This is a genomic window from Ornithinimicrobium avium (assembly GCF_003351765.1).
Taxonomy (GTDB): domain Bacteria; phylum Actinomycetota; class Actinomycetes; order Actinomycetales; family Dermatophilaceae; genus Ornithinicoccus; species Ornithinicoccus avius.
In genome coordinates, this window is sequence record NZ_CP031229.1 from 2585648 (window position 1) to 2609078 (window position 23431).

Annotated in this window: 25 protein-coding genes, 1 pseudogene and 1 riboswitch; of the genes and pseudogenes, 12 read left to right on the forward strand and 14 right to left on the reverse strand. The window is 71.9% G+C overall.

All coding sequences use genetic code 11. The annotated features are described in order from the left end of the window. Window positions 1-129: 129 nt before the first annotated feature. Window positions 130-1377, reverse strand: coding sequence for a pyridoxal phosphate-dependent aminotransferase (locus tag DV701_RS11875; protein ID WP_202863523.1), 1248 nt, complete (start codon window positions 1375-1377; stop codon window positions 130-132). A gap of 169 nt (window positions 1378-1546) precedes the next feature. Here DV701_RS11875 and DV701_RS11880 point away from each other — a divergent pair, with 169 nt between their 5' ends. From DV701_RS11880 to DV701_RS11890, 3 genes are all read left to right on the forward strand, one after another. Further along, window positions 1547-1930 (forward strand): YciI family protein, encoded by a 384-nt coding sequence (locus tag DV701_RS11880; protein ID WP_114928518.1) that lies wholly within the window; start codon window positions 1547-1549, stop codon window positions 1928-1930. A 125-nt stretch (window positions 1931-2055) separates the two neighbouring features. Beyond that, complete coding sequence (locus DV701_RS11885; RefSeq protein WP_114928519.1) at window positions 2056-3303, forward strand: RNA polymerase sigma factor; 1248 nt, start codon at window positions 2056-2058, stop codon at window positions 3301-3303. An 83-nt stretch (window positions 3304-3386) separates the two neighbouring features. Then, window positions 3387-4076, forward strand: a complete 690-nt coding sequence (locus DV701_RS11890; protein WP_114928520.1) for a PIG-L deacetylase family protein — start codon at window positions 3387-3389, stop codon at window positions 4074-4076. A 25-nt stretch (window positions 4077-4101) separates the two neighbouring features. On the opposite strand, the gene DV701_RS11895 is transcribed toward DV701_RS11890, so the two are convergent. Both DV701_RS11895 and DV701_RS11900 read right to left on the reverse strand, forming a co-directional pair. Next, on the reverse strand, window positions 4102-4299 hold the full coding sequence (locus DV701_RS11895; protein ID WP_114928521.1) for a hypothetical protein: 198 nt from the start codon (window positions 4297-4299) through the stop codon (window positions 4102-4104). A gap of 28 nt (window positions 4300-4327) precedes the next feature. Then, window positions 4328-4828: a hypothetical protein gene (locus tag DV701_RS11900; protein ID WP_114928522.1), complete on the reverse strand. Its 501-nt coding sequence runs from the start codon at window positions 4826-4828 to the stop codon at window positions 4328-4330. Window positions 4829-4990: 162 nt separating this feature from the next. Here DV701_RS11900 and DV701_RS11905 point away from each other — a divergent pair, with 162 nt between their 5' ends. From DV701_RS11905 to DV701_RS11915, 3 genes are read left to right on the forward strand one after another with little or no spacing between them, the layout of a single operon-like run. Beyond that, window positions 4991-6163 (forward strand): sensor histidine kinase, encoded by a 1173-nt coding sequence (locus DV701_RS11905; RefSeq protein WP_114928523.1) that lies wholly within the window; start codon window positions 4991-4993, stop codon window positions 6161-6163. Then, window positions 6160-6840, forward strand: a complete 681-nt coding sequence (locus tag DV701_RS11910; protein ID WP_114928524.1) for a response regulator — start codon at window positions 6160-6162, stop codon at window positions 6838-6840. The genes DV701_RS11905 and DV701_RS11910 overlap by 4 nt, the downstream gene beginning before the upstream one ends. A 45-nt stretch (window positions 6841-6885) precedes the next feature. Next, window positions 6886-7530, forward strand: a complete 645-nt coding sequence (locus DV701_RS11915; RefSeq protein WP_114928526.1) for a hypothetical protein — start codon at window positions 6886-6888, stop codon at window positions 7528-7530. A 134-nt stretch (window positions 7531-7664) separates the two neighbouring features. Here DV701_RS11915 and DV701_RS11920 read toward each other — a convergent pair whose 3' ends face one another. From DV701_RS11920 to DV701_RS19035, 3 genes and pseudogenes are all read right to left on the reverse strand, one after another. Continuing rightward, a complete protein-coding gene (locus tag DV701_RS11920; RefSeq protein WP_114928528.1) occupies window positions 7665-8186 on the reverse strand; it encodes a hypothetical protein in 522 nt (173 codons plus the stop codon). Between the two features lie 296 nt (window positions 8187-8482). Then, window positions 8483-8665 carry an N-6 DNA methylase gene (locus DV701_RS19030; protein ID WP_229574831.1) on the reverse strand — a complete coding sequence of 61 codons (183 nt, stop codon included), beginning with the start codon at window positions 8663-8665 and terminating at the stop codon, window positions 8483-8485. Between the two features lie 106 nt (window positions 8666-8771). Continuing rightward, window positions 8772-8987: pseudogene (locus tag DV701_RS19035) on the reverse strand (N-6 DNA methylase); the annotation flags it as partial. Between the two features lie 248 nt (window positions 8988-9235). Here DV701_RS19035 and DV701_RS11930 point away from each other — a divergent pair. Next, window positions 9236-9670, forward strand: coding sequence for an EcsC family protein (locus DV701_RS11930; RefSeq protein ID WP_114928530.1), 435 nt, complete (start codon window positions 9236-9238; stop codon window positions 9668-9670). Window positions 9671-9731: 61 nt separating this feature from the next. Here DV701_RS11930 and dnaB read toward each other — a convergent pair whose 3' ends face one another. Then, window positions 9732-11099: a replicative DNA helicase gene (dnaB, locus tag DV701_RS11935; protein WP_114928532.1), complete on the reverse strand. Its 1368-nt coding sequence runs from the start codon at window positions 11097-11099 to the stop codon at window positions 9732-9734. Window positions 11100-11403: 304 nt separating this feature from the next. Here dnaB and DV701_RS11940 point away from each other — a divergent pair, with 304 nt between their 5' ends. The 5 genes from DV701_RS11940 to DV701_RS11960 all read left to right on the forward strand — a co-directional run bounded on the left by DV701_RS11940 (window position 11404) and on the right by DV701_RS11960 (window position 16375). Next, window positions 11404-12750 carry an MATE family efflux transporter gene (locus tag DV701_RS11940; protein ID WP_114931085.1) on the forward strand — a complete coding sequence of 449 codons (1347 nt, stop codon included), beginning with the start codon at window positions 11404-11406 and terminating at the stop codon, window positions 12748-12750. Between the two features lie 23 nt (window positions 12751-12773). Continuing rightward, complete coding sequence (locus DV701_RS11945) at window positions 12774-13895, forward strand: PLP-dependent cysteine synthase family protein (protein WP_114928534.1); 1122 nt, start codon at window positions 12774-12776, stop codon at window positions 13893-13895. Window positions 13896-13961: 66 nt separating this feature from the next. Next, window positions 13962-14053: riboswitch (SAM riboswitch) on the forward strand. 148 nt (window positions 14054-14201) lie between these two features. Then, window positions 14202-14708: a flavin reductase family protein gene (locus tag DV701_RS11950; RefSeq protein ID WP_114928536.1), complete on the forward strand. Its 507-nt coding sequence runs from the start codon at window positions 14202-14204 to the stop codon at window positions 14706-14708. 3 nt (window positions 14709-14711) lie between these two features. Next, complete coding sequence (gene sfnG, locus DV701_RS11955) at window positions 14712-15851, forward strand: dimethylsulfone monooxygenase SfnG (RefSeq protein WP_114928538.1); 1140 nt, start codon at window positions 14712-14714, stop codon at window positions 15849-15851. Between the two features lie 8 nt (window positions 15852-15859). Continuing rightward, complete coding sequence (locus tag DV701_RS11960) at window positions 15860-16375, forward strand: OsmC family protein (RefSeq protein WP_228255000.1); 516 nt, start codon at window positions 15860-15862, stop codon at window positions 16373-16375. Between the two features lie 202 nt (window positions 16376-16577). On the opposite strand, the gene DV701_RS11965 is transcribed toward DV701_RS11960, so the two are convergent. The 7 genes from DV701_RS11965 to DV701_RS11995 all read right to left on the reverse strand — a co-directional run bounded on the left by DV701_RS11965 (window position 16578) and on the right by DV701_RS11995 (window position 23384). Next, window positions 16578-16973: an SRPBCC family protein gene (locus DV701_RS11965; RefSeq protein WP_114928542.1), complete on the reverse strand. Its 396-nt coding sequence runs from the start codon at window positions 16971-16973 to the stop codon at window positions 16578-16580. 89 nt (window positions 16974-17062) lie between these two features. Continuing rightward, the gene (gene mnhG, locus DV701_RS11970) at window positions 17063-17425 is read right to left on the reverse strand and encodes a monovalent cation/H(+) antiporter subunit G (RefSeq protein ID WP_114928545.1); all 363 of its coding nucleotides are present in this window, start codon (window positions 17423-17425) and stop codon (window positions 17063-17065) included. Then, window positions 17422-17715, reverse strand: coding sequence for a monovalent cation/H+ antiporter complex subunit F (locus tag DV701_RS11975; protein ID WP_114928547.1), 294 nt, complete (start codon window positions 17713-17715; stop codon window positions 17422-17424). The genes mnhG and DV701_RS11975 overlap by 4 nt, the downstream gene beginning before the upstream one ends. Further along, the gene (locus DV701_RS11980) at window positions 17712-18356 is read right to left on the reverse strand and encodes a Na+/H+ antiporter subunit E (RefSeq protein ID WP_114928549.1); all 645 of its coding nucleotides are present in this window, start codon (window positions 18354-18356) and stop codon (window positions 17712-17714) included. The genes DV701_RS11975 and DV701_RS11980 overlap by 4 nt, the downstream gene beginning before the upstream one ends. Further along, window positions 18353-19906, reverse strand: coding sequence for a Na+/H+ antiporter subunit D (locus DV701_RS11985; RefSeq protein WP_114928551.1), 1554 nt, complete (start codon window positions 19904-19906; stop codon window positions 18353-18355). Before DV701_RS11985 ends, DV701_RS11980 begins: the two co-directional genes overlap by 4 nt. Continuing rightward, on the reverse strand, window positions 19903-20454 hold the full coding sequence (locus DV701_RS11990) for a Na(+)/H(+) antiporter subunit C (protein ID WP_114928553.1): 552 nt from the start codon (window positions 20452-20454) through the stop codon (window positions 19903-19905). Before DV701_RS11990 ends, DV701_RS11985 begins: the two co-directional genes overlap by 4 nt. After that, window positions 20451-23384 (reverse strand): Na+/H+ antiporter subunit A, encoded by a 2934-nt coding sequence (locus tag DV701_RS11995; RefSeq protein WP_114928555.1) that lies wholly within the window; start codon window positions 23382-23384, stop codon window positions 20451-20453. Before DV701_RS11995 ends, DV701_RS11990 begins: the two co-directional genes overlap by 4 nt. Window positions 23385-23431 lie beyond the last annotated feature (47 nt).

Here is a 23431-nt window from a genome sequence, read left to right on the forward strand (position 1 = left end):
GCGTGGATGTTCGTATGGTGCGGGACGCTCATCCGTTCCTCTTTCGACAGTTGCACTCCCAACGGGTCGGTGCAACCGCAAGCAGACCCCCTACCCCGACCAGTGCCGCGGCCGACGCATCGCGGGGGCCTACTCGGGCAGCATCGCGTCCAGCGCGTGGCGCACCGTGTCCAGGCCCTCCCGGATCCACGGCAGCTCCGCGGGCGCCTCCGCCTCGAGCGCGGCCCACCTCTGGTCGTCGCTGGGCCCGTAGAGCATCGGGGTGGCGACGCGCAGGGTGAGCCGGTCCTCGGCGTCGCCGAACGCGGCACCGGGCAGGGTGGCGATGCCGTGCTCGTCCAGCAGCACACGGGCCAGACCGGGGCTGGTGGTGACGCCCGCGCCGGCCAGCCGGTCCCGCAGCGGCTCCAGGTCGGGGTAGAGGTAGAAGGCCCCGGACGGCTCGGCGACCTCGGCACCGGCGTCGCGGAAGACCGCGGCCACCGCCCTCGCGACCCGCCCGTGCAGCCGGCTGCTCAGCGCGATGTGCGCGGTGAGGTCGGCCGGCTCCGCGAAGGCCCACGCCGCGGCGAGCTGGACCGGGTGGGCGGGCGCCGACCAGATCTCGCTGGCCACGCTCGTCACCCGGCCGCGCACCTGGCTGAGCAGTCCGTCCGGGATGCGGGCGACCCCGATGCGCCACCCGCCCAGGGCCAGGCTCTTGCTCAGTCCGGTCGTGGTGATCGTGCGCCCGGGGACGACCTGGCTCGGGGTGAGGACCTCACGGTCGGGGTCGTGCACGAGGTCGAGGTAGATCTCGTCGGAGATGACGACCAGGTCGTGCTCCTCGGCGACCCGGCACAGCTCACGGACGGTCGCCGGGGCCGCGACGGTCCCGGTGGGGTTGTCGGGGATCGTCACGAGGACGGCCGTGGCCGGGGTGCCGGCGTCCCGCAGCCCGCGGGCGACGCTGTCGAGCCGGGCCGGGTCCGGCACGCCGCCCTCCCCCTCGACGGTGGGCACCGAGACGCTGCGCTGCCCGAGGATCTCGTTCTGCGCGGCGTAGCTGACCCAGCTGGGCCTGGGCAGCAGGACCGGACCGCCCAGGGCCTCGAACACGGCATACAGCAGGGGCTTGCTGCCCGGTCCGGCCACGACCTCCTCGGCCCGCGTCCCGACCCCACGGCGCGACCAGTAGCCCGCGGCGGCCTCGCGGAGCCTCGACGCGCCGGCGACCTCGCCGTAGCCGCCCTGCGCGGCGTGCCTGGCGAGCTGGTCGACGAGCAGCGGGTGGACCGGCAGGCTCGCCTCGCCGAAGCCGAGGGCGACGACGGGCCGGCCCTGCGCGCGGCGGCGGGCGATCTCCTCGTTGATGGCCAGCGTGGGTGAGACGAGCACCGTGTCCTCCTGGTGAGTCCTGGGTCGGACAGCCAGTCTCACACCGTTCCCGGCAGCCTCGCGTGGGACGGGTGCTGCGCCTGGAGCGCCGGGCTGTCGAAAGTGGCCGCGACCGTCCGTCATGCACGTGAGGTCGCAGCCGCGGCCCGGAACGGACAGGATCGGTGACATGACCGAGTACATGGTGGTGATCGTGGGCGACGCCGACCGGTGGTGGTCCACGATGAGCATGCAGGAGCGCAAGGACGGGTATGCCGAGTACACCCGGTTCTCCGAGGAGCTCACCCGGCGCGGGCACCGGATCACCGGCGGCGCGGAGCTGCACGCGACGACGGAGGCCCGGACGGTCCGGCCGGGCGGGCGGTCCGTCACCGACGGTCCGTTCGCGGAGTCCGCCGAGCACGTGGGCGGGTTCTACATGGTCGAGACCGAGGACCCGGACGACCTGGCCGAGTGCTGCAAGATCATCGCCGCGCTCGGCGACGGCGTCGAGATCCGCCGCACCGTGCGGCCCGAGGAGCGCTCCGCCCCGACGCAGGGACAGGCGCCGTGAAGCAGTACCTCGTCCTCATCGCCAACGAACCCACGGACTGGGAGGGCGCGACCGAGGAGGTCCGCACCGGCTTCGTCGAGCTCCGACCGGTCGTCACGGTGGCGTGAGCGAAGGCGCGGCGGCAGGTGGGTGAGGACGCCCTCGCGCGGGTGGTGCGCGAGGAGTGGGGACGGCTGGTCGCCCTGCTGCTCGCGCGCTTCCGCCGGCTGGACCTGGTCGAGGACGCCCTCGGCGACGCCGTCGAGGCTGCGGCCCGCACCTGGCCGGCGCACGGGGTCCCGGACAGCCCGGCGGCCTGGCTCAACACCGCGGCCAGCCGCCGGGTGCTGGACCGGTTGCGGGCCGAGGCGATGCGGCAGCGGCGGGCACCCCTGCTGGTGACCGAGGCCGAACGGGGGCAGGAGAGGACGGCGGCGATGGTCGACCCGGGCGGGCTGGTCGAGGACGACGTCCTGCGGCTGGTCCTGATGTGCACGCACCCCGCGCTGGCCCCGGAGGCCGCCACCGCGCTCACGCTGCGTCTCGTGCTGGGGGTGAGCACGTATGACGTGGCGCGCCTCTTCCTCGTCCCCGAGCCGACCATGGCGGCCCGGATCACGCGGGCCAAGAAGAAGATCGTGGCCACCGGCATCCCGTTCGCCGTGCCGGGGGTCGACGTGCTGCCCGACCGGCTGGACACGGTCGCGCAGACGGCCTACCTGGCGTTCACCGCCGGCTACGCCCCGGGCAGCGGTCCCGACGTGCTGCGCGCCGACCTCGCCGGAGAGGCGGTCCGGCTGGTGCGCGTCGTCCTCGCGCTGCGTCCCGGGACGCCGGTGCTGGTGGCGCTGCTCGCGCTGATGCTGCTCCAGCACTCGCGCCGGGACGCCCGGCTCGGGCCGGACGGGGGGCTCGTGCTGCTCGCCGACCAGGACCGGTCCCGGTGGCACCGTGCCGAGATCGAGGAGGCGCTGGCACTCCTGCGCTCGCTCGGCCCGGTCCGGACCGTGACCCGGCAGGGTGCGGCCTACCTGGTGCAGGCGCGGATCGCGGCCGAGCACGCGACCGCGCCGACCGCGCAGGAGACCAGGTGGGGGCGGATCGTCGAGCACTACGACACGCTGCTCGACGTGATGCCCTCCCCGGCCGCCCGGGTGGCGAGGGCGGTGGCCGTCGCCGAGGCGCGGGGCCCGGAGGCCGGTCTGCTGGCGCTCGAGGGCGTCGACGTCGCTGGCAGTCACCGTCCGGCTGCCGTGCGCGCCGAGCTGCTCACGCGGGCGGGACGCACGGAGCAGGCGCGGACGGCATACCAGGAGGCGATCAGCCTGTGCCGCAACGACAGGGAGCTGGAGCACCTGCGCGAGCGGCTGGAGTCGCTGCGCGGACCCACCTGAGGCGGGTCCGCCCCCTGCTGCGCGGCAAGGACCGCTCCGGGGGTCGGCGCGTCGCGGTCACCGGGCCGGGAGATGATCGTGCCATGCTCACCGCACCGCAGACCCTCCCCTCCTGGCAGCGCGTGCTCGCCGTGGTCGCGCACCCGGACGACGAGTCCTTCGGCCTGGGCGCGCTCATCGACGCCTTCGCCCGCGCCGGTGCTGCCGTGGACGTGCTCTGCCTGACCCGGGGCGAGGCGTCCACCCTGGGGGCGGCACCGGACCTGGCGACGGTCCGGGCAGCCGAGCTCGAGGCGGCCGGGCGCGCGCTGGGTGCGCGTTCGACCAGGCTGCTCGACCTGCCCGACGGTGGGCTGGGGGACCTCGACCCGGAGCAGGTCGCCGCCCTCGTGCGCGAGGCGGCGGACGACACCCGGCCCGAAGGTCTCCTCGTCTTCGACAGCACGGGCATCTCGGGCCACCCGGACCATGTCGCCGCCACCGGTGCCGCGCTGGTCACGGCCGAGCGGCTCGACCTGCCGGTGCTGGCCTGGACCCTGCCCGAGGACCTCGCCAGGCAGCTGGTGGCCGAGACGGGCGTCCCGTTCGTGGGTCGCTCCGTGGGGCACTTCGTGGTGGAGGTCGACCGTGCTGCGCAGCACGAAGCCATCGCCCAGCACGCGAGCCAGGCCGTCCCCGGGAGCGTCCTGTGGCGCCGCCTCGAGCTGCAGGGCTCGACGGAGACCCTGTGCTGGCTCCGCGGGCCCGGTGCTGCCGCTGGCCCCGCGGGCTGACCACCACCCTGGCGCCGGCCGTGGCTCAGGCTGCGTGGGTGCGCAGTCTGCGCAGGCCGAGCGTGGCCGAGGTGACCGCGACGATGACCAGGGCGAGCAGGAAGCCGAACCAGCCGATGCTGCTGAGCGCAGCGCCCGCGCCGTGGGTGGCGTCGCGCCACGGGTAGGACAGCGCGAGCAGGCACGGGGCGGCGGTGGCGGCGACGATGAGTGTGCGTTTCATGGTGGTCTCCTTGGGTTTTGCGTGGTGGTCAGGACATGCCGGGGAGCTGGCAGGTGCTGGCGTCGACGACGTGGGGGATCTGGTCGGATCCGGTGCGTAGCCGGAACCGGACGACCCCGACGATGTCGCCATCGGTGACGACGTTGAAGAAGAAGAGCTCGTGCTCGGAGAGGACGTCGCCGGTGACCGCGCCGCCGGGGTAGAGGACGTGGTCGAAGCCTCCGCCGGTCAGCCGGTAGCGGGTGCCGTCGGCGCCGACCAGGCGGACATGGTCGGTGGAGATGGTGAAGAGCACGTGTGCCCGCCCCCGGCCGTCGATGGTGGTCGTCTCACGCTGTCGGAGGCTGCCGCTCGTGGCGGTCAGGGCCCCGACCGTGTCGCACGTGACGACCTCGCCCGCGGCAGGCACGTCGTGCGTCGGTGCCGCCGCCGAGGCGGGGACGGCGGCGCCGATGACGAGCGCGGCCGTCGTGGTGGCCATGGCGTGCCGGACGGTGCTGCGGATGTGGGTCGATCGGTACGTGGTCATGCCAGGAACGCTAGGAGCCTCGGTGGCGCTGCGCCTCGGGCATCGGGCATGGACCGACCCGCCGCCGGTCCCCTTTCGCACCTGCCCCGCCCCGACCCGGGGCCGAGTGCGCTCATCCTTGGGACGGAGGACGGATCTGGGCCAGGGATCTAGTCTTGAGACGTGGCCGTGGTGGCGAACGCGAAGGCGTACGGCGGAACCGACTGGCGTGCCGGTGTCTCCTTCGACGTCGCGCTGGCCGCGGTGATCACCCTGGGCGGCCAGGTGGAGCTCGCCTCCGCGGGCCAGGCAGGTTGGCGCGGGCTGCTGCCCGGGATGTTGCTGCTCTGCCAGACTGCGCCGGTGGCCGCCCGGCGGTCCGCTCCGGCGGCGGCCGCAGCCGTCGGTGCTGCGGCGCTGGCCGTCGAGGCGCTGGTCTCGGCGCCGACCAACACCTTGTCCGGGCTGCTGGCCGGGCTCGTGCTGCTCTACAGCCTCGGCCGGCACGCCGGCGGCGGGAGGATGGTGGCGGTCACCGCCCTCGTGGGCGCGGCGACAGCGCTGCACGTGGTGGCGTTGTCCGGCTGGCAGGTCGACGACCTCGCCTTCGCGGCGATCTTCTCAGCTGCTGCGTGGCTGGCGGGCCGCACGATTCGCCGCCGGGAACAGGAGCGGTGGCGCGCCGAGGCAGCCGCCAGCGACGAGCGCGCCGCCGCGGTCGAGGCCCTGGAAGCGGCTGTCGTCCACGAACGCGCCCGGATCGCCAGGGAGCTCCACGACGTCGTCGCCCACGGCATGGGCGTGATGGTCGTGCAGGCGGCGGCGGCCGAGCAGCTGCTCACCGACGACCCGACCTCCGCCCGGGTGCCGCTGAGCGCCGTCCGGGAGACCGGGCAGCAGGCCCTGGCCGAGATGAGACGGCTGCTCGGCCTGCTCCGCGACGGTGGGACGGGTGAGGGGCTCGAGGCACAGCCCGGCCTGCAGCAGCTGCCGGGTCTGGTGGAGCGGCTCCGGGAGGCGGGTATGGCGGTGACGCTGACCGTCGCCGGCGAGCGCAGCCTCGTGCCGCCGGGACAGCAGCTGTGCGCCTACCGGATCGTTCAGGAGGCGCTGACCAACGCGCTGAAGCACTCCGGGGGCGCGCAGGCACGCGTCGAGGTGGAGTATGGCGAGCACGCTCTCGTGGTGCGCATCCACAACGCCGCGGGCAGCGCGACGCCGGAGGCCTCGAACGGCGCCGGGCACGGTCTGGTCGGCATGCGTGAGCGGGTCCGCCTCTACGGCGGCACCCTGCAGGCCGGAGTCCAACCGGACGGCTCCTTCCTCGTCGCCGCAACCTTGCCGACACGCGCATGAGCGCGGCGACGCGGGTGCTGATCGCCGACGACCAGGCACTGGTCCGCTCCGGCTTCCAGATGATCCTTGGCACCCAGTCGGACCTGCAGGTCGTCGGCGAGGCCGGCGACGGGCGGCGAGCCGTGGCGTCGGCGCGGGAGCTCCGGCCCGACGTGCTCCTCATGGACGTGCGGATGCCGGAGATGGACGGCATCGCAGCGACCCGGTCCCTGCTCGCCGATCCCTCGATCAGGACCCGGGTGCTGATCCTGACCACGTTCGACGGCGACAGCTACGTGTATGACGCCGTCCGCGCCGGTGCGAGCGGGTTCCTGCTCAAGACCGTCAGTCCCGGTCAGCTCATCGAAGCCGTCCGCACCATCGCGGCGGGCGAGGCGATCCTGGACCCCGTCGTGACCGGCCGGCTGCTCGCAGAGTTCGTCAGGGCGCCGCACCCCCCGGGGGGCGTCGGGGAGGCGTTCACGGCACTGTCGCCGCGCGAGCTCGACACCGCGCGCTACGTGGCACAGGGCCTGTCCAACGCCGAGATCGCTGCGCGGATGTACCTGTCCGAGCCCACCGTGAAGTCGCACGTCAGCGCGATCCTGGCCAAGCTGGGCGTCCGCGACCGGGTCCAGGTCGTCGTCCGCTGCTACGAGACCGGCCTGGTCCGGCCTGGCCACAGCGACCCCACCTGAGCCTGTGCGTGGGCACGACGTGGCTGTGACCGCGATGATAGGCGTGTGGCGTCGCGCACCTGGACCTTCAACGGTCGCATCCTCGGGGTCGGTACGTCCAGCGGCGCCCGGCTGGTCGTCGGGATCTGGGACACCTCGCCGCTCGGCTCGTTCGCCGACGTGATGATCGAGCTGGGCGACGGTCACCGGCTCCTGCTGGCACCGACGCAGGAGGTGGCCGACTTCGTCGGCGGCACGTACGTCTTCGACGAGACCCGGATCGAGCCGGTCGAAGTGCGCTGCACGGCCGAGCCCGGATCGACGGTGCTGGCTGGCAGCCGGAGCACAGCGGTCTGCGTGATCACCGCATCGCTGACTCTCACCGCTGCGCTCGGTCGACGAACCGTCCTGGGTTGGGCGCTACGCGGCATACCACGCAGTGTCGCGGCCAGTCCGCTGCTCTCTGCAGTGACGGACCCCGTCGCGCGCGTGGTCCTGCGCGGTGTCCGGACCCGAGGAAGCGCGGGGCAGGGGCGGCGCGAGTACTACGGGGCGACCGACGTCCGTGCCATCAGGTCGGTATCCGCCCGGCTGGACGGGCTCGACCTCGGCTGCCTGACCGTGGTCGACCCACCGGCGCGGTTCGGCTTCTCCTCGACCCCGCGGCGACCTTCCCTGACGGAGGTCGTGACCACCATCGTGCAGCGGTGAGTCCCCCCGGCTCGACGACACCCCAGAGGACGTCGGAGTGGAGGCGTCGGTCGGGGTCACCGAACGGATGTCAGCCATGAGCTGCGGCGGACGGACACGTCCACCGCGACCCCGCCCCTTCTGTTCGCACGATCCTACTGCTGACTCACTCCGTAATTGATCGAAGTGCCATCGTTGTCTGCTTCCTGATACGTGATCGTGGCGATGTAGTCACCACTTCGGGCGATCAGCATGTTTCCACCGAAGGGGTTCTTACTCTCGCTGGCAATTTCCCAGCCATCAGCCGAGTAGGCATCTCGAATCGCCACATCCACGTCGTCGAAGGAATCAGCCGTCGTCATGTCCACGTTCCATTCGGGCAGGCCGAGGTAGTCAGACATCCGGCCCAGACTGCCCACGACGTCCCCTGCGTAGAGCGGCACCTGGTCAGTTGGAAAACTCTCCACCAACTGCCCATGCAGCTCCTCGTCCGCAATGTCATTCGCTGACACGTCACCTTCAGCGTTGGCCCCGTCCCCCTCCGGGGTGACATCAGCGCCGACGTCGGCTCCGGCCTGGGTCTGCTCGGCCAAACTGTCGCCGTCCGGGCCGGCACACCCCGATCCCAGCGCGACCGCAGCCGCCGCAACGAGCGGCAAGAAAACAGAATTCCTCATGACGTGTCGCCGTCTTTCATCTCAAGAAGGACAGTGCTGGGGTGTCGGCACTGTGCGGAGTGGAGGGCACCCTACTGAACTCCGCGTGGAAGGTCAAGGCACTCCTCGCAGAGCTTTCACGGCTCTTCCTTTCCACTGGTCAGGCACCGTTCATGGACCCCTGCCTACCTACCCAAAAACCTTCCGCCCCAAACGGGTGATGGGAATCGAGCGACTGCTCGCTCCGGCACGCAATCTTTCGCGTCTTCGGGTGAGCATCGACGGCAGGAGGTTCTCCTGCCAGGCCGGATCCTTCGTCAGTTCCAGCAGTCTCGCTTCGAGCACGGACCGTTGAAGCCCAACTGCTTGTGCTCCCTGACGACCTCGCGCTGGGAGGTCTTCCACTCCACCCCGAACGGCGGGTTGGACAGGCAGTAGTGGAAGTCCTTGCCCGCGTGAGCGTCGTCCGTGAGGGTGTTGCCCAGGGCGATGGCGTCCACCGGCTGACCCTTGATGATCATGTCCGCCCTGCACACGGCATACGAGCTGGGGTTTGATCTCCTGACCGGCCATGAGCAGCCGCGCAGCGGGGTTCTGCTCCCGCAGGTGCTCGTCCATCGTCGAGAGCATCCCGCCGGTGCCGGCCGCCGGGTCGTAGACACGGCGATTCACGGCCTTGCCCGGCGCAGTGGCGTCCTCGTCGCCGACCAGCAGCAGGTCGACCATGAGGGCGATGACCTCACGCGGGGTGAAGTGCTCACCAGCGGTCTCGTTACTCGCCTCGGCGAACTTGCGGATGAGCTCCTCGAACACCGAGCCCATCTCGGTGTTGCTCACGTGCTGGGGACGCAGATCGAGCTTGGCGAACTCCTGGACCACCAGGTAGAGGGCGTTGGCCTCCTCGAGCCGCTGGACCTGCTCCTCGAACCCGAACCGGGTGAATACGTCGCGGACGTTGTCGTTGAAGCCGTCGACGTAGGAGAGCAGGTTGGCCTTTGATGTTGGCGCTGTCGCCGGTCAGCGAGGGCAGCGTGTAGGGCGAGGTGTTGTAGAAGGAGTACTTCGCGGCCTTGCGCGTTGGTCACGTTTCCCTGTTCTACGGCTATGACCCTGAAGAGCCAGCAGAGAAGCTCTTCGCCATGTCCGTCGTCAACGCGGGGACGGCGGCGTCAGCTACAGCCAAGACCGCCGCTATGGCCGACATCTCGCGGCTCACTCAAGCTCTCTTTCGTGGCAAGACCTGGGCCGTTCTGAACGAGACGATCGTCGCTCGAGTTGCCGGACAGTTCGCCAAGGCTTTCAGCCTTCGTATGACCAAGCAGGGGCTCGGCAAGGTTGTGCCTGCCGTCGGTGTGCTCGTGGGTGGCACCCTCAACTGGACCACGCTGGAAGGGATCGTTGATAGCAGCTTGGGTTCCAGTGAGTGGCTAGTTCATCACCTGCATGTGGGGCTGACTCAACCCCCTGTCATAATGTTTGGTTATCTGAATCGCCATTTCCAATAGGCGGGGCAATGTTACATAGCGAGGTCAGTCGTGCAAGATTGGCTGCATCTCGACAGCCCCGTCAGAAGTTGCTCGCCATGTTCGTGAACCGGCTGTAGTGGCCCTGGAACGCGACGACAACCGTGTCGGTCGGACCGTTGCGGTGCTTGGCCACGATCACGTCCGCCTCTCCTTCTCGAGGCGATTCTCTCTCATACAGGGATTCTCTGTGAAGGAGGATGACGAGGTCGGCATCCTGCTCGATCGATCCCGATTCGCGAAGGTCGCTCATCTGCGGTTTCTTGTCCGTCCGCTGCTCCGGCCCACGGTTCAGCTGCGACAGGGCGATCAGCGGCAGCTCGAGCTCCTTGGCCAGCAGCTTGAGCGCACGTGAGAACTCGGCGACCTCCTGCTGACGGGACTCGACCCGCTTGCCCGAGCTCATCAGCTGCAGGTAGTCGACGATGACGAGCTTGAGGTCGTTGCGCTGCTTGAGCCGGCGGCACTTGGCCCGGATCTCCATGAGCGACATGTTGGGCGAGTCGTCGATGAACAGCGGGGCGTCGTGGATCCGCCCCTGCGTCTCGGCCAGCTTGGTCCAGTCGCGGTCGCGCATGTTGCCCTTGCGCATGTTCTGCAACGGGATCTCCGACTCCGCCGACAGCAGACGCATGGTGATCTCCGTGCGGCTCATCTCCAGGGAGAAGACGACGCTCGGCAGGCGGTGCTTGATCGCTGCCGCTCTCGCCACGTCCAGCGCGAAGGTGGACTTGCCGACAGCCGGCCTCGCCGCCACGATCACCATCTGCCCGGGGTGCAGCCCGTTGGTGAGCTCGTCCAGCTCGGTGAAGCCGGTCGGCACCCCGACCATCTCCCCCGAGGAGCTGGCGTTGTGCTCGATCTCGTCGGTCGTCGGCTGGATCAGGTCCCCGAGCGCGTGGTAGTCCTCCCCGCCCCGCTTGTCCGCGACGGCGAAGACCTCGGCCTGGGCCGCGTTGACGACCTCCTCGACATCGCCCCCGCCGTAGCCGATCTGCACGATCCGCGTGCCGGCCTCGACCAGCCGCCGCAGGATCGCCCGCTCGGCGACGATCTCGGCGTAGTAGGCGGCGTTGGCAGCCGTGGGCACCTGGGCGATGAGCTGGTGGAGGTAGGCCGTGCCGCCCACCCTGGCCAGGTCGCCGCGCTTGGTCAGCTCGTCGGCGACGGTGATCGCATCGACGGGCTCCCCCCGCGAGAACAGGTCGATGACTGCGTCGTAGATCCGCTCGTGCGCCGGCCGGTAGAAGTCCGCCGCCCGCACGAGCTCGGAGCACTCCCCGATCGCGTCCTTGGACAGCAGCATCGCCCCCAGCGCGCTCTGCTCGGCCGCCACGTCCTGGGGCGGCAACCGCTCCTCGGGAGGGGCGTCCGGCGTCCCGTACGCCTGCTCCAGCTCGCTCAGCGACATCCGCTCTCCAGCTCTCGTCCGACCATTGACACGACCACACCACTGCGCACCGACAGACCCGCCGCACGCCCTGCCCGGCGACGACCCTCGCGCCACCGTAGGCCCTTCCGCGGACCCCACCAACCGTGCCTGTGGACAACGTGTGGGCAGCCCGTGGACGACACTCCGCACCGCCTGTGGACGACTGTGGACGGCCCTGTGGACGGCGGAGGAGTTTCCGCGTCGGGGGCGCGCTGACCTGCACCGACGTTACCCACACCCTGTGGAGGAGAAGTTCTTCTCCGACATGGCAGACTCACTGCCCATGGATCCCTCCCCAGCGCCCGGGGCGGACCCCCGCGGCCTGCGCGGCGAGGTGCTCCGGCTCGCGGTCCCCGCCTTCCTCGCGCTCGTCGCCGAGCCGCTCTTCCTGCTCGCCGACTCCGCGATCGTGGGCTACCTCGGCACCTCCTCCCTCGCCGGGCTCGGCGTCGCCAGCGGCGTCCTGCTGACCGCCGTCAACATCTTCGTCTTCCTCGCCTACGGCACGACCGCCGTGGTCGCCCGCCGGCTCGGCGCCGGTGACGAGCGCGGTGCGCTCACCGCCGGCGTCGACGGCCTGTGGCTCTCCCTGGTCCTCGGCGTCCTGGCGGCGCTCGTCGTGTGGGTCTGGGCCGAGCCCCTCGTCGCGATCTTCGGCGCGACGCCCGACGCGACCGCGGAGGCGGTGACCTACCTGCGGGTCTCGGCGCTCGGCATACCCCCGATGCTCCTCGTCCTCGCTGCCACCGGCGTGCTTCGCGGGCTGCAGGACACGAGGACGCCACTGATCGTGGCGGTCGCCGGGTTCACCACCAACGCCGCCCTGTCGCTGCTCCTCGTGCACGGCGTCGGCTGGGGGATCGCCGGTGCCGCGTGGGGGACGGTGGTGGCGCAGACCGGCATGGCGGTGGCGCTCGTCGTCGTGGTGATCCGGGGAGCCTCGCGGTTCGGCGCCTCGCTCGGGTTCGCCACGGCGGGCGTGCTGCGCTCGGCGCTCGACGGCATACCCCTGCTCGTCCGGACCCTGTCGCTGCGCGCCGTCCTGCTGATCACCACGTGGGTCGCCGCCGGGCTCGGCGAGCCCGAGCTGGCCGCCCACCAGGTCGCGATCACGGTGTGGAGCGCGCTCACCTTCGCCCTCGACGCCCTCGCCATCGCGGCTCAGGCGCTGACCGGCAAGTCGCTGGGCGCCGGCGAGGTCGAGGACACCCACGCGGTCACCTGGCTGATGGTCCGCTGGGGCGTCTGGTTCGGGCTCGTCCTGACCGCACTGATCCTCCTGCTGCACCGGATCATCCCGCTGGGCTTCTCCAGCGACCCGGAGGTGCGCGCCGCGCTGGCCGCCGCCCTCGTCGTCGTCGCCGTCGTCCAGCCCGTCTCGGGGGTCGCCTTCGTCCTCGACGGGGTGCTCATCGGCGCCGGCGACGCCCGTTGGCTGGCGGTGGCCCAGACCGTCTTCCTGGTCGTCTACCTGCCGATGGCGCTCGCGCTCAAGGCCGTCGGCGTCGTCGGCGTCACCGGTCTGGTCTGGCTGTGGGTGGCCTTCGGCGCGTTCATGGCCGTCCGGGCCGCCGGGCTGGTGTGGCGGGCCCGCGGCGACGCCTGGCTCATCACCGGAGCCACGCGTTGACCCGCGCCGCGTAGGTTGTTCGCATGACGAGTGAGCAGGTGGCCGCACCCCGCCCGCTGGACGACGTGCTCCCTGCCCGCCCGGCCGACCGGGCCTGGACCGACGAGGCCGTCCGGCGCCTGACCGCGGACGCCAACCGCAGCGCCGACACCCACCTGGTCAAGCTCGACCTGCCGCCGGGCTGGGCAGTGGAGATCTACCTCAAAGACGAGTCCACCCACCCCACCGGCAGCCTCAAGCACCGGCTGGCCCGCTCGCTGTTCCTGCACGCGCTGTGCAACGGCTCGCTGCGCGAGGGCACGGCCGTGATCGAGGCCAGCTCGGGCTCGACCGCGGTGAGCGAGGCCTACTTCGCGCGGATGCTCGGCCTGCCCTTCGTGGCGGTCATGCACCGGGACACCAGCCCGGAGAAGATCGCGCTCATCGAGCGGGAGGGCGGGAGCTGCCACCTGGTCGACGACGCGGCCGCGGTCTACGACGTGAGCCGGGAGCTGGCCGAGCGCCACGACGGCTGGTTCATGGACCAGTTCACCTACGCCGAGCGGGCCACCGACTGGCGCGGCAACAACAACATCGCCGAGTCGGTCTTCGACCAGCTGGCCCTCGAGCCTCACCCGGTGCCCGAGTGGGTCGTCGTCGGCGCCGGCACGGGTGGCACCTCGGCGACCATCGGCCGCTACGTGCGGCTCAGGGGCTTCGCGACGCGCCTGTGCGTGGTCGACCCGGACGGCTCGGCCTTCCTGCCCTCCTTCGTCGGCGGGCGCGAGGGCTTCGCGCCGTGCGGGTCGCGGATCGAGGGCATCGGCCGGCCCCGGGTCGAGCCCAGCTTCGTCCCGGGCGTGGTCGACCGGATGATGGGCGTGCCCGACGCCGCCTCGGTCGCGGCCATGCGCTTCCTGCTGCGCGAGACCGCCCTGTCCTGCGGCCCCTCCACCGGCACCGCGATGTATGCCGTGCTCCGCCTGGCCTGCGAGCTGCGGTCCGCCGGTCGTCCCGGGTCGATCGTGACCCTGCTGTGCGACGACGGCAGCCGCTACGCCGACACCTACTGCGACGACGCCTGGGTGACCGCGCAGGGCTGGGACACCACGCCCTACGACCGGGTGCTCGAGCACGCCTGGGGCACCGGGGAGTGGACCGGCTGACCCCTGCCGGACCACGCCCCAGACCCGGACGCTTGACTTCTCCGAAGAATCTGTGATCTGATCGCTCCACCATCCAGAGCGGCCGAGAGACCTGGCTCGTCGACGCCGCAGCAACCGCCCCGCCCGGGGAAGGGTGCTCACGCCAGGACCGATGGAGGATTCCCAAATGTCCTGCTGCTTCCAGGAGATGCCTTCGGCGGTCACCGCCGAGCAGAGCTGACCGCCGAGCGCGCGCGCTGACCGCCGCCACCACCCTTTCCCCGCCGCCACGAGCGGCATACCCGCAGAATCTTCAGGAGATGACCTATGTCTTCAGCGACCCTGCACGTCGCCCCGCCCGACCTGCGCAGCGCCTTCCGCCACGCCGCCACCAGCACCTGGGTGGTGACCGGCGCCCGCGCGCCGGGCATCGACCCGACCGGCTTCACCGCGATCTCGATCGCCTCGGTGAGCCTTGCCCCGCCCCTCGTCAGCTTCAACATCGGCAAGGACTCCTCCAGCCTGGTGACGCTCGGCCGCACCCGCCGTGCCGCGCTCCACCTGCTGGGCCGGGACCAGGCGCACGTGGCCACCCGGTTCGCCGCAGACCGCTCCCGACGCTTCGCCGAGGACGGCACCTGGGGCTGGACCGGCGGTCTGCCCGACGTCCACGGCTGCGCCGTGCGCCTGACCACCACCCTCGTCGACCTCGTCGAGGCCGGCGACTCCTTCCTCGCCCTCGCGCGCGTCGAGCGGGCCACCACCCGCGCCGCCGCCGCGCCCCTCGTCCACCACCAGGGGAGCTTCGGGCCCCTCGAGCTGATCGGAGCCTGACCCGTGTCCCTCGCCGACAACCCCTTGTCCTTCGCCTACTGGGTTCCCAACGTCTCCGGCGGCCTGGTCGTCTCCACGATCGAGCAGCGCACCGACCACGGCCCGGCCTACAACATCGAGGTCGCCCGCACCGCCGAGCAGGTCGGCTTCGACTACGCGCTGACCCAGGTGCGCTACCTCGCCAGCTACGGCGCGGACGCCCAGCACGAGTCGGTCAGCTTCTCCCTCGGGCTGCTCGCCGCCACCGAGCGGCTGCGGGTGATCGCCGCGATCCATCCCGGCCAGTGGCCGCCGCACATCCTGGCCAAGCTCGCCTCGACCGCCCAGGCGCTGCACGACAACCGGCTGGCGCTCAACGTCGTCTCCGGCTGGTTCAAGGACGAGTACACCCGCCTGGGGCTCGACTGGCTCGACCACGAGGAGCGCTACCGCCGGTCCGAGGAGTTCATCGAGGTGCTGCACGGCCTGTGGCAGGAGGAACCGTTCACCTTCCGCGGCGACTTCTACCGCACCCGCGACGTCGTCTTCCGCCCCTCTCCGGCCCGGGCGCCCGAGATCTTCCAGGGCGGCAACTCCGGCGCCGCCCGGGAGATGGCCGGCCGCCTCTCCGACGTCTACTTCATGAACGGCAGCACGGTCGAGGGCGTGCGCGAGCAGGTCGTCGACGTGCGCGGCCGGGCGGAGCGGCACGGGCGTGCCGACGCCGTGCGCTTCGGCCTCAACGGCTTCGCGGTCGTCCGCGACACCGACACCGAGGCGGTCGACGTGGTCGAGGAGATCATCGCCAGGGCAGACGGCGACAAGGTGCGCAGCTTCGGCGAGGCGGTCAAGCAGGCCGGAGCCTCCGCCCCGGACGGCAAGGGGATGTGGGCCGACTCGGAGTTCCGCGACCTGGTCCAGTACAACGACGGCTTCCGCACCGGCCTGATCGGCACCCCCGAGCAGGTCGCCCGCCGGATCGTGGACTACAAGGCGGCCGGCGTCGACGTGCTGCTGCTGGGCTTCCTGCACGTGCACGAGGACCTCGAGCGCTTCGGACGCGAGGTCATCCCGCTCGTCCGCGAGCTCGAGGAGTCCGGGTACGGCGTGGAGCCGCCGGGCGACCACCCGCAGCCCCCACGAGCGGTCGGGGCGGTGGCGTGATGACGGACGTGAGCCAGACCTCGCCCGCCGCCGCCCTGCGGGAGCGGCAGCGGCCGCTGAAGACGGCATACCGGGACGACCCCGCGAGCGCGCTCACGCCGAGCACCGCCACCGCGAGGGTCGACCAGCGGGCGCTGACCGCGACCGTCCCGACCTGGGCGGGGGACGTGGTCGCCGGCCTGCACCCCGCGGCCGGTGGTGACGGGACCCAGGCCTGCTCCGGCGACATCCTGCTGCAGGCGCTGGTCGCCTGCGCAGGCGTCACGCTGTCCTCGGTCGCCACCGCCCTGGGTGTCGAGCTGCGGTCCGCCGTCGTCACGGCCGACGGCACGTGGGACGCGCGCGGAACGCTCGGCGTGGACCGCGCTGCGCCCGTCGGGCTGACGGGGGTGGAGCTGTTCTTCGACCTCGACACGGACGCCGACGAAGCCACGGTCGCGCGGCTGCTCGAGCTGACGGAGCGCTACTGCGTCGTGGCCCAGACGCTGGTCTCGCCACCGGCACTCACGGTGCGGAGGGTCTGAGGCCCGCGGGTCCGGCAGGCGGTCCCGGTCCGGGTTTCGCGCCCCGACCAGGTTTTGCCCGGCGTGCACGATGCGCGCGAGCCCGCGTTTGGCGGGTGGTGTCGCCATCGTGCACGCCGGGCGAAACAGCGGGGAGCGGCCAGGACGTGGTCCGGAACGGCAGGAACGAGGTGCCGGCGTGCCCGGCCGTGGCCCCGGGCGCCTAGAACGTGGTCTCGAGCAGACCCTTGAGCTGGTCGAGGTCGGCCTCGACCAGCCGGCGGTCCCGCTCGAGCTCCTCCTCGCTCAGACCGAGCTGGCGCAGCGTCAAGATCACCTCGGCACCCTGCGGGTGGCCCAGGACGCGCATGTGGTTGCGGACCACCTCGCCGGAGGGCAGCGTCACGTCGTGGTCGAGGATGCCGTGCTCGTTGCGCGGCACGAACTCCACCTCGACCCGCCCCATCGGCGAGTCGACGACCACGCGATCGCCCTCCTGCTGCACCGTCCCCTCGGTGAGCCCGGACGCCCACGCCGCGAGGTGGAAGGGGTCGGCGACGAAGTCGTAGACCTCCTGGGGCGGGGCCGCGATGACGCGGCTGAGATGGAGGCTGCGCATGTCCTCAGCCTCCCAGCACGTGAGGACCACGACAACCCTGATCGACCCCGGCGCCCGGCTTCCGGGTCGAGCGCGGGCCGGGGCCAGGGTCAGCGCCCGGGCTCGGCCTCCCCGGCGCCGGTCCGCTCGCGCCTGCCGGGGTGGATGTCGGCCGGTCGCACCTGACCGGTCCTGAAGCCCGCACGACCCACCATGTGGGCACCGGCCGGGATGGTGAGCAGCTGGAAGATGCCGACGAGCAGCAGCACCAGACCGTCCATGCCGGACCGCGTGCGCAGCCACACGCCGATGAGGACCAGCAGCACGCCGAGCACCTGCGGCTTGGTCCCCGCGTGCATCCGGGTGAGCAGGTCGGGGAAGCGCACCAGGCCGACGCCGGCGGCGAAGCACAGGAACGCCCCGGCCAGCAGCGCGACCAGGCCGAGGAGGTCGGCGACCGTCGTCCAGCTCATCGCGGAGGCTCCGGGTCACGGTCCCGGGCGACGAACCGGGCGACGGCCACCGACCCCAGGAAGCCGACCAGCGACAACGAGACGAGCAGCGGCATCGTGGACACCGACCCAGTCAGCGCGATGTGCGCACCGAGCGCGCACACCACGACCGAGACGAGGGTGTCGGAGGCGACCACCCGGTCCAGCACGCTCGGGCCGATCGTCACCCGCACGAGGACGAGCAGCGCGGACAGCGCGATCAGCGCGCCGATCGCCCACGACAGCACGGCCTCCACGGTCTCCAGGTTCATCCCTGCTCCTGCCCGTCGTCCCTGCGGCGTCCGGTCTGCGCGGTCGGCGGGGCGGCGCCGAGACCCTCGGCCGCCGGGCCCTGCGCGACCGCGGCCGCCGCCCTGGACCGCCGCGGGTCCAGCACCGCCTCGGGGTCGGGGTGGAGCGCGCGCACCACGCGCGCCTCCTGGGCGCGGACGTTGCGCCGCACCCGCTGGGCGTCCTTGTCGTTCTCCACCTCGAGGGCGTGCAGCGTCAGGAGCCGGTCGCGGGAGTCCAGGTCGATGACCACCGTGCCGGGGACGAGCGCGACCAGCTCGGCGGTGATCGTCTGCAGCAGCTCCTCCCTGGCGACCAGCTGGATGTCCATGACGACACCGCGGGTCGTCGGGCCGTGGGCGATCGCCAGCCACGCCACGTGGACCGAGGCCACCGTCAGGTCCCACAGGAAGCGGACCAGCAGCACGACGAACGGCCACGGGTGCAGCCGCAGCCGCACCCGCACCCGCGGCAGCGGGAAGGCCACGAGCACCAGGACGGCCACCGCCACCCCGCCGACCACGGTCAGCACGCTGGGCGAGCGCCACAGCACCACCCAGACCACGGTGAGCCACAGGATCGACCACCACGAGAGCTGGCGTCCCAGCAGCCGGCCCCTCACAGTCCGGCCCCCGCCCCGAGCACGGCCTGCAGGTAGGGCTCGCGCAGCATGAGGTCGACCGCCGCCCGGGTGGTCATGTCGTAGAGCGGCCCGGCCACGACGGTCAGCGCCACCGTCACCGCGACCAGCCCCGAGGTCGGGACCAGCACGCCCAGGCCCAGCGCCTCGTGGTGACCGCCCCGGACCGGGCCCTGCCCGGTGATCCCCCGGGGGTTCTCCGACCAGAAGGCGCGTGCCCAGACGCGCGCGACGGCATACAGGGTCAGCAGGGAGGTGACCACCGCGCCGGCGACGACGACGTAGGACAGCCAGGTGCCCGCGTCGACACCGGCCTGGATGAGTCCGACCTTGCCCAGGAAGCCGGTGAACGGCGGGATCCCGGCCAGGTTCATCGCCGGGACGAAGAAGAGCACCCCGACGACCGGGGAGATCGCGGCGAGGTCGCCGAGCCGCGCGGTGTCGCTGGACCCGCCGACCCGTTCGATCAGGCCGGTGACCAGGAACAGGGTGGTCTGGATGAGGATGTGGTGGATGACGTAGAAGATCGCGGCCGCCAGGCCGATCGTCGAGCCGACCGCGATGCCGAAGAGCATGAAGCCGATGTGGCTGACCAGCGTGTAGGACAGCATCCGCTTGATGTCGTCCTGCACGATCGCACCGAGGATGCCCACGACCATGGTCAGCAGCGCGGCCCACAGCAGCACGTCGTCGAAGCGGGTGGTGGGGAAGAGCAGCGTCTGGGTGCGGATCATCGCGTAGATGCCGACCTTGGTCAGCAGCCCGGCGAACACCGCGGTGACCGGGGCCGGCGCGGTCGGGTAGGAGTCCGGCAACCAGCCCGACATCGGGAAGACGGCCGCCTTCACCGCGAAGCCCAGCAGCAGCATGACGTGCAGCACGGCGACGGTGCTGGGCGGCAGGTCGCCGGTCCGCTGGGCCAGCAGGGCCAGGTTGATGGTGCCGGTCGCGGCATAGACCATGCTGATCGCGATGAGGAAGATCATCGAGGAGAGCAGGGAGACCAGCACGTAGGTGGTGCCCGCACGCACCCGCTCGACCGTGCCACCGAGGGTGAGCAGCACGAAGCTCGCGGCCAGCAGCATCTCGAAGCCGACGTAGAGGTGGAACAGGTCGCCGGAGACGAACGTCGTCGTCACCCCGGCGGCGAGCACGAGGATCGTGGGGTGGAAGACCGGGAGCGGCGAGTGCCCGTCGCTCTCGTCGTCGAAGGAGCTGCGCCCCTGTCCGATGGAGTAGCCCAGCACCCCCATCGTCACGGTGGTGGAGACGATGACCATGAGCGCGGAGAGCCGGTCGACCACCAGCACGATGCCCTCCCACGGGGTCCAGCCGCCGACGTAGACGACCTGCGGACCGAGCTGGTCGGCGGCCCACAGCAGCACGCCCGCCAGCACCAGCATGGTGCCGAGCACGCTCATGCTGATGATCCGCTGCACACCGGTGCGGCGCGCGGCGGCCAGCGCCAGCCCGGCGCCGACGAGCGGGAGCACGACCATGAGCGGCACGACCCAGGCGTAGGGGGTGGTCATCGTCCGCCTCCCCTGCGGGGGTCGTCGGTCGGGGGCCGCCCGCCCGGGTCCTGCCCGGGTATGCCGCCGCGCCAGCTGGTCCCCGCCTCACCGTCCGCCTCGGTCTCGCCGTGGTGGCGGCTCTCCGGCAGCTCGGCGCCGGTGACGATCTGCTCCGCGACGTCGCGGGCGCTGAGGCTGTCCAGGAGGTCGGCGTCGGCGCGCGCGTGGATCCGTGCGGACTCGGTGTCGTCGTCGACGAGGTCGCGCCCGGAGAGCTGGCGTGCGCGGTGGGCCAGGGCCAGGACGAAGGCGGTCATGCCCAGGGTGATGACGATCGCGGTCAGGACGAGGGCCTGCGGCACCGGGTCCGTCATCGGGGTGTCGGACTCGCCCACGATCGGCGGGGCACCGGCGGGGCCGGAGGCCGCGATGAAGAGCAGGTTGATGCCGTTGCCCATGAGCAGGAAGCCCATCAGCGCGCGCACCAGCGAGCGGGAGAGGAAGAGGTAGGTCCCGGTCCCGATGAGCGCCGAGGCGACGACGATCGTGGTCAGGTTGACGCTCATCGACCGGCCCCCTCGCGGGCGGCGAGCCGCTCTTCCTCGTCGCGGATCTGGTCGTCGATGCCGGAGCCGAGGCTGCGCAGGATGTCCAGCATGAGCCCGAGGACGACGAGGAAGACGCCCACGTCGAAGATCAGCGAGGTGACCAGGTGGACCTCGCCGAGCAGCGGCACGTGCAGGTCGACGGTCCAGCTCCGCAGCGGGGGTGAGCCGACGAGCATCGGCAGCAGCGCCGAGCCGGCGGCGATGAACAGCCCGGTGCCCAGCAGCGAGGCGGGGCGCACCGGGAGCGCGGCCCGCAGCTCGGCCCCGTAGCCGGCCAGGTAGCGCAGGCACAGCGCCAGACCCGCGACGATCCCCGCGGCGAACCCGCCCCCCGGCTGGTCGTGGCCGGTGAACAGCAGGTAGACCGACCAGAGCACGATGGTGTGGAAGACCAGGTGGGTGACCACCTCGAGGATGGTCGAGCGCCGGTAGGGGTCGACCTGGTGGGTGCCGGCGATCCACAGCCGGCGCGAGGGGGCCTCCTGCCCGCTGCCGCGCCCGTCCGGGCGCTCCTCCGGGCGCCTGGCGCGCAGGTTGCGGGAGCGCAGCAGCCCCTGGGCGGCGCGCTGGAGGTTCTCCTCGCGCAGGAAGATGAGGCTGGCCACGCCGGTCGCGGTCGCCAGCACGACCGAGAGCTCGCCCATGGTGTCCCAGGCGCGGACGTCGACCAGGATGACGTTGACGATGTTGAGCCCGCCGCCGTAGTCGACCGCCCGGCCGGCGAGGTCGGCCGAGACCGGCTCCTGGACGCGGGAGCCCGCCGCCACGGCGGTGGAGACGCCCACGACGGCGCCGACGGCGGCGCCGAGCAGGGCACGCACCCGCCTGGTCAGGCGGGTGGGGTCGTCCGGGAAGCGGCCGGACAGGCGGCGCAGCACGAGCACGAGGACGACCAGCACCACGGTCTCGACCAGCACCTGGGTCAGCGCCAGGTCCGGGGCACCGTGCACGAGGAAGAGCAGGGCGGTGCCGTAGCCGGTGACGCTGACCAGGAAGACCGCGCGCAGTCGGCGCCGCGCCCGCGTGGCCAGGTAGGCGGCGAGCACGACCAGCACCCCGATGGCCAGCTGCGCCGCGGAGTCGGCGAGGTGGACCTCCTGCGGCCAGGACACCCCCTTGAGCACCATGGTGGCGACCGGCAGGGCCACCAGCACGGCGAGGATGGTGCCCAGCAGCACCGGCAGGGACCCGCGCTGCATGAAGCCGGTGGTCTCCAGCGCCAGCCGGTCCAGCCCACGCATGGTGTGGTGGTAGCTGCGCCCGGCGTCGAAGGGGGACAGCGGCACCGGGACCTCCACCGGCCGCCGGCTCTGCAGCCACCACCAGGCCGCGCCGAGCACCCAGATGCCGGCCGACACGGCCAGCGGCAGGGTGAACCCGTGCCAGAGGCCGAGGTGGACCGGGTGGGCGTCCACCCGGTGGGTGACGGTCGAGGTATGCGGTGTCAGCACCGTCTCCAGCGTGGTCGAGGTCAGCCCCAGGACCAGGCCGCCGAGGGAGAGGAGCACGGGGACGCCGACGAGGATCCAGGTCGGCCGGTGCCAGCGCGGCGGCTCGGGCTTGCCCACCGGGGGCCGGGCGCCGTCGGTGAACGCGCCCCAGACGAACCGGCACGAGTAGGCCATGGTGAGGACCGAGCCGAGCACGACGGCAGCGGCAGCGCCGCCGTCGAGGGACCACCAGCCGTCGGCGGGGTGGAGCAGCGCCCCCAGGCCCGCCTCCTTGCCGACGAAGCCGACGAGCACCGGCAGCCCGGCCATCGACATCGCGGCCAGCACCGAGGAGGCCGCGAGCACCGGCATCCGAGAGCGCAGCCCGACCAGCCGGCGGATGTCCCGGGTGCCGGTCGCGTGGTCGATGGTGCCGACGGTGAGGAAGAGGCTGGACTTGAACATGGCGTGCGCGACGAGCACGACCAGCCCCGCCAGCGTGGCGCCAGGACTGCCCCAGCCGAGCAGCACCACGAGGAAGCCGAGCTGGCTGACGGTGCCGTAGGCGAGCAGCAGCTTGAGGTCGTTCTGCCGGGTGGCCCGGAAGGCGCCCAGGAGCATCGTGGCCCCGCCGAGCACGAGGAGGGTGACCTGCCAGGCCGGCAGGTCGGCATACGCCGGGGCGAGGCGCGCGACGAGGTAGACGCCGGCCTTGACCATCGCCGCCGCGTGCAGGTAGGCGCTGATCGGCGTCGGTGCGACCATGGCGCCGGGCAGCCAGAAGTGGAAGGGGACCTGCGCCGACTTGGTGATGGCCCCGACGAGGAGCAGCACGACGCCGGTCGTGACCATCCCCGAGGACGTGGGGGACGCGAGCAGCTCGCTGATCCGGTAGGTGCCCGAGGCGGTGCCCACCAGCACGATGCCGACGAGCATCGCCAGGCCGCCGGCGGTGGTGACGATCAGCGCCTGCTTGGCGGCCCGCGTGCTCGCCTGGCTGCGGGAGAGGTAGCCGATGAGCAGGTAGGACAGGATCGTCGTGATCTCCCAGAACACGTAGAGCAGCAGCAGGTCGTCGGCGGTGACCAGCCCGAGCATCGACCCGGCGAAGGCGACGAGCGCCGAGGCGAGCAGCCCGACGTTGCCGTCGTCGTCCTCCTCGACGTAGTGCGCGCAGTAGAGCAGGACGAGGGCACCGACCACGGAGACGACGAGCGTCATCACCCAGGCCAGGGTGTCCAGCCGGAAGGTGAGCCCGAGCATCAGGTCCGGTACCCACCGGTAGGTCTCGGTGAGCGGCTCGGCGGAGCCGGCGGCGCCCAGCTGGGTGACCGCCCAGGCCGCGGTGAGCGCCGGGGCGAGCGCGATCGGGACGAAGGCCCGTCGGCCGACCAGGCGCACCAGCGTCGGTGCCACGAGCGCCGCCCCCAGGTGCACAGCGAGGAGGGCGACGATCACGATGGCCCTCCCTGGGTCTCAACCGGCTGCGTGAGGTGTCCGCCATC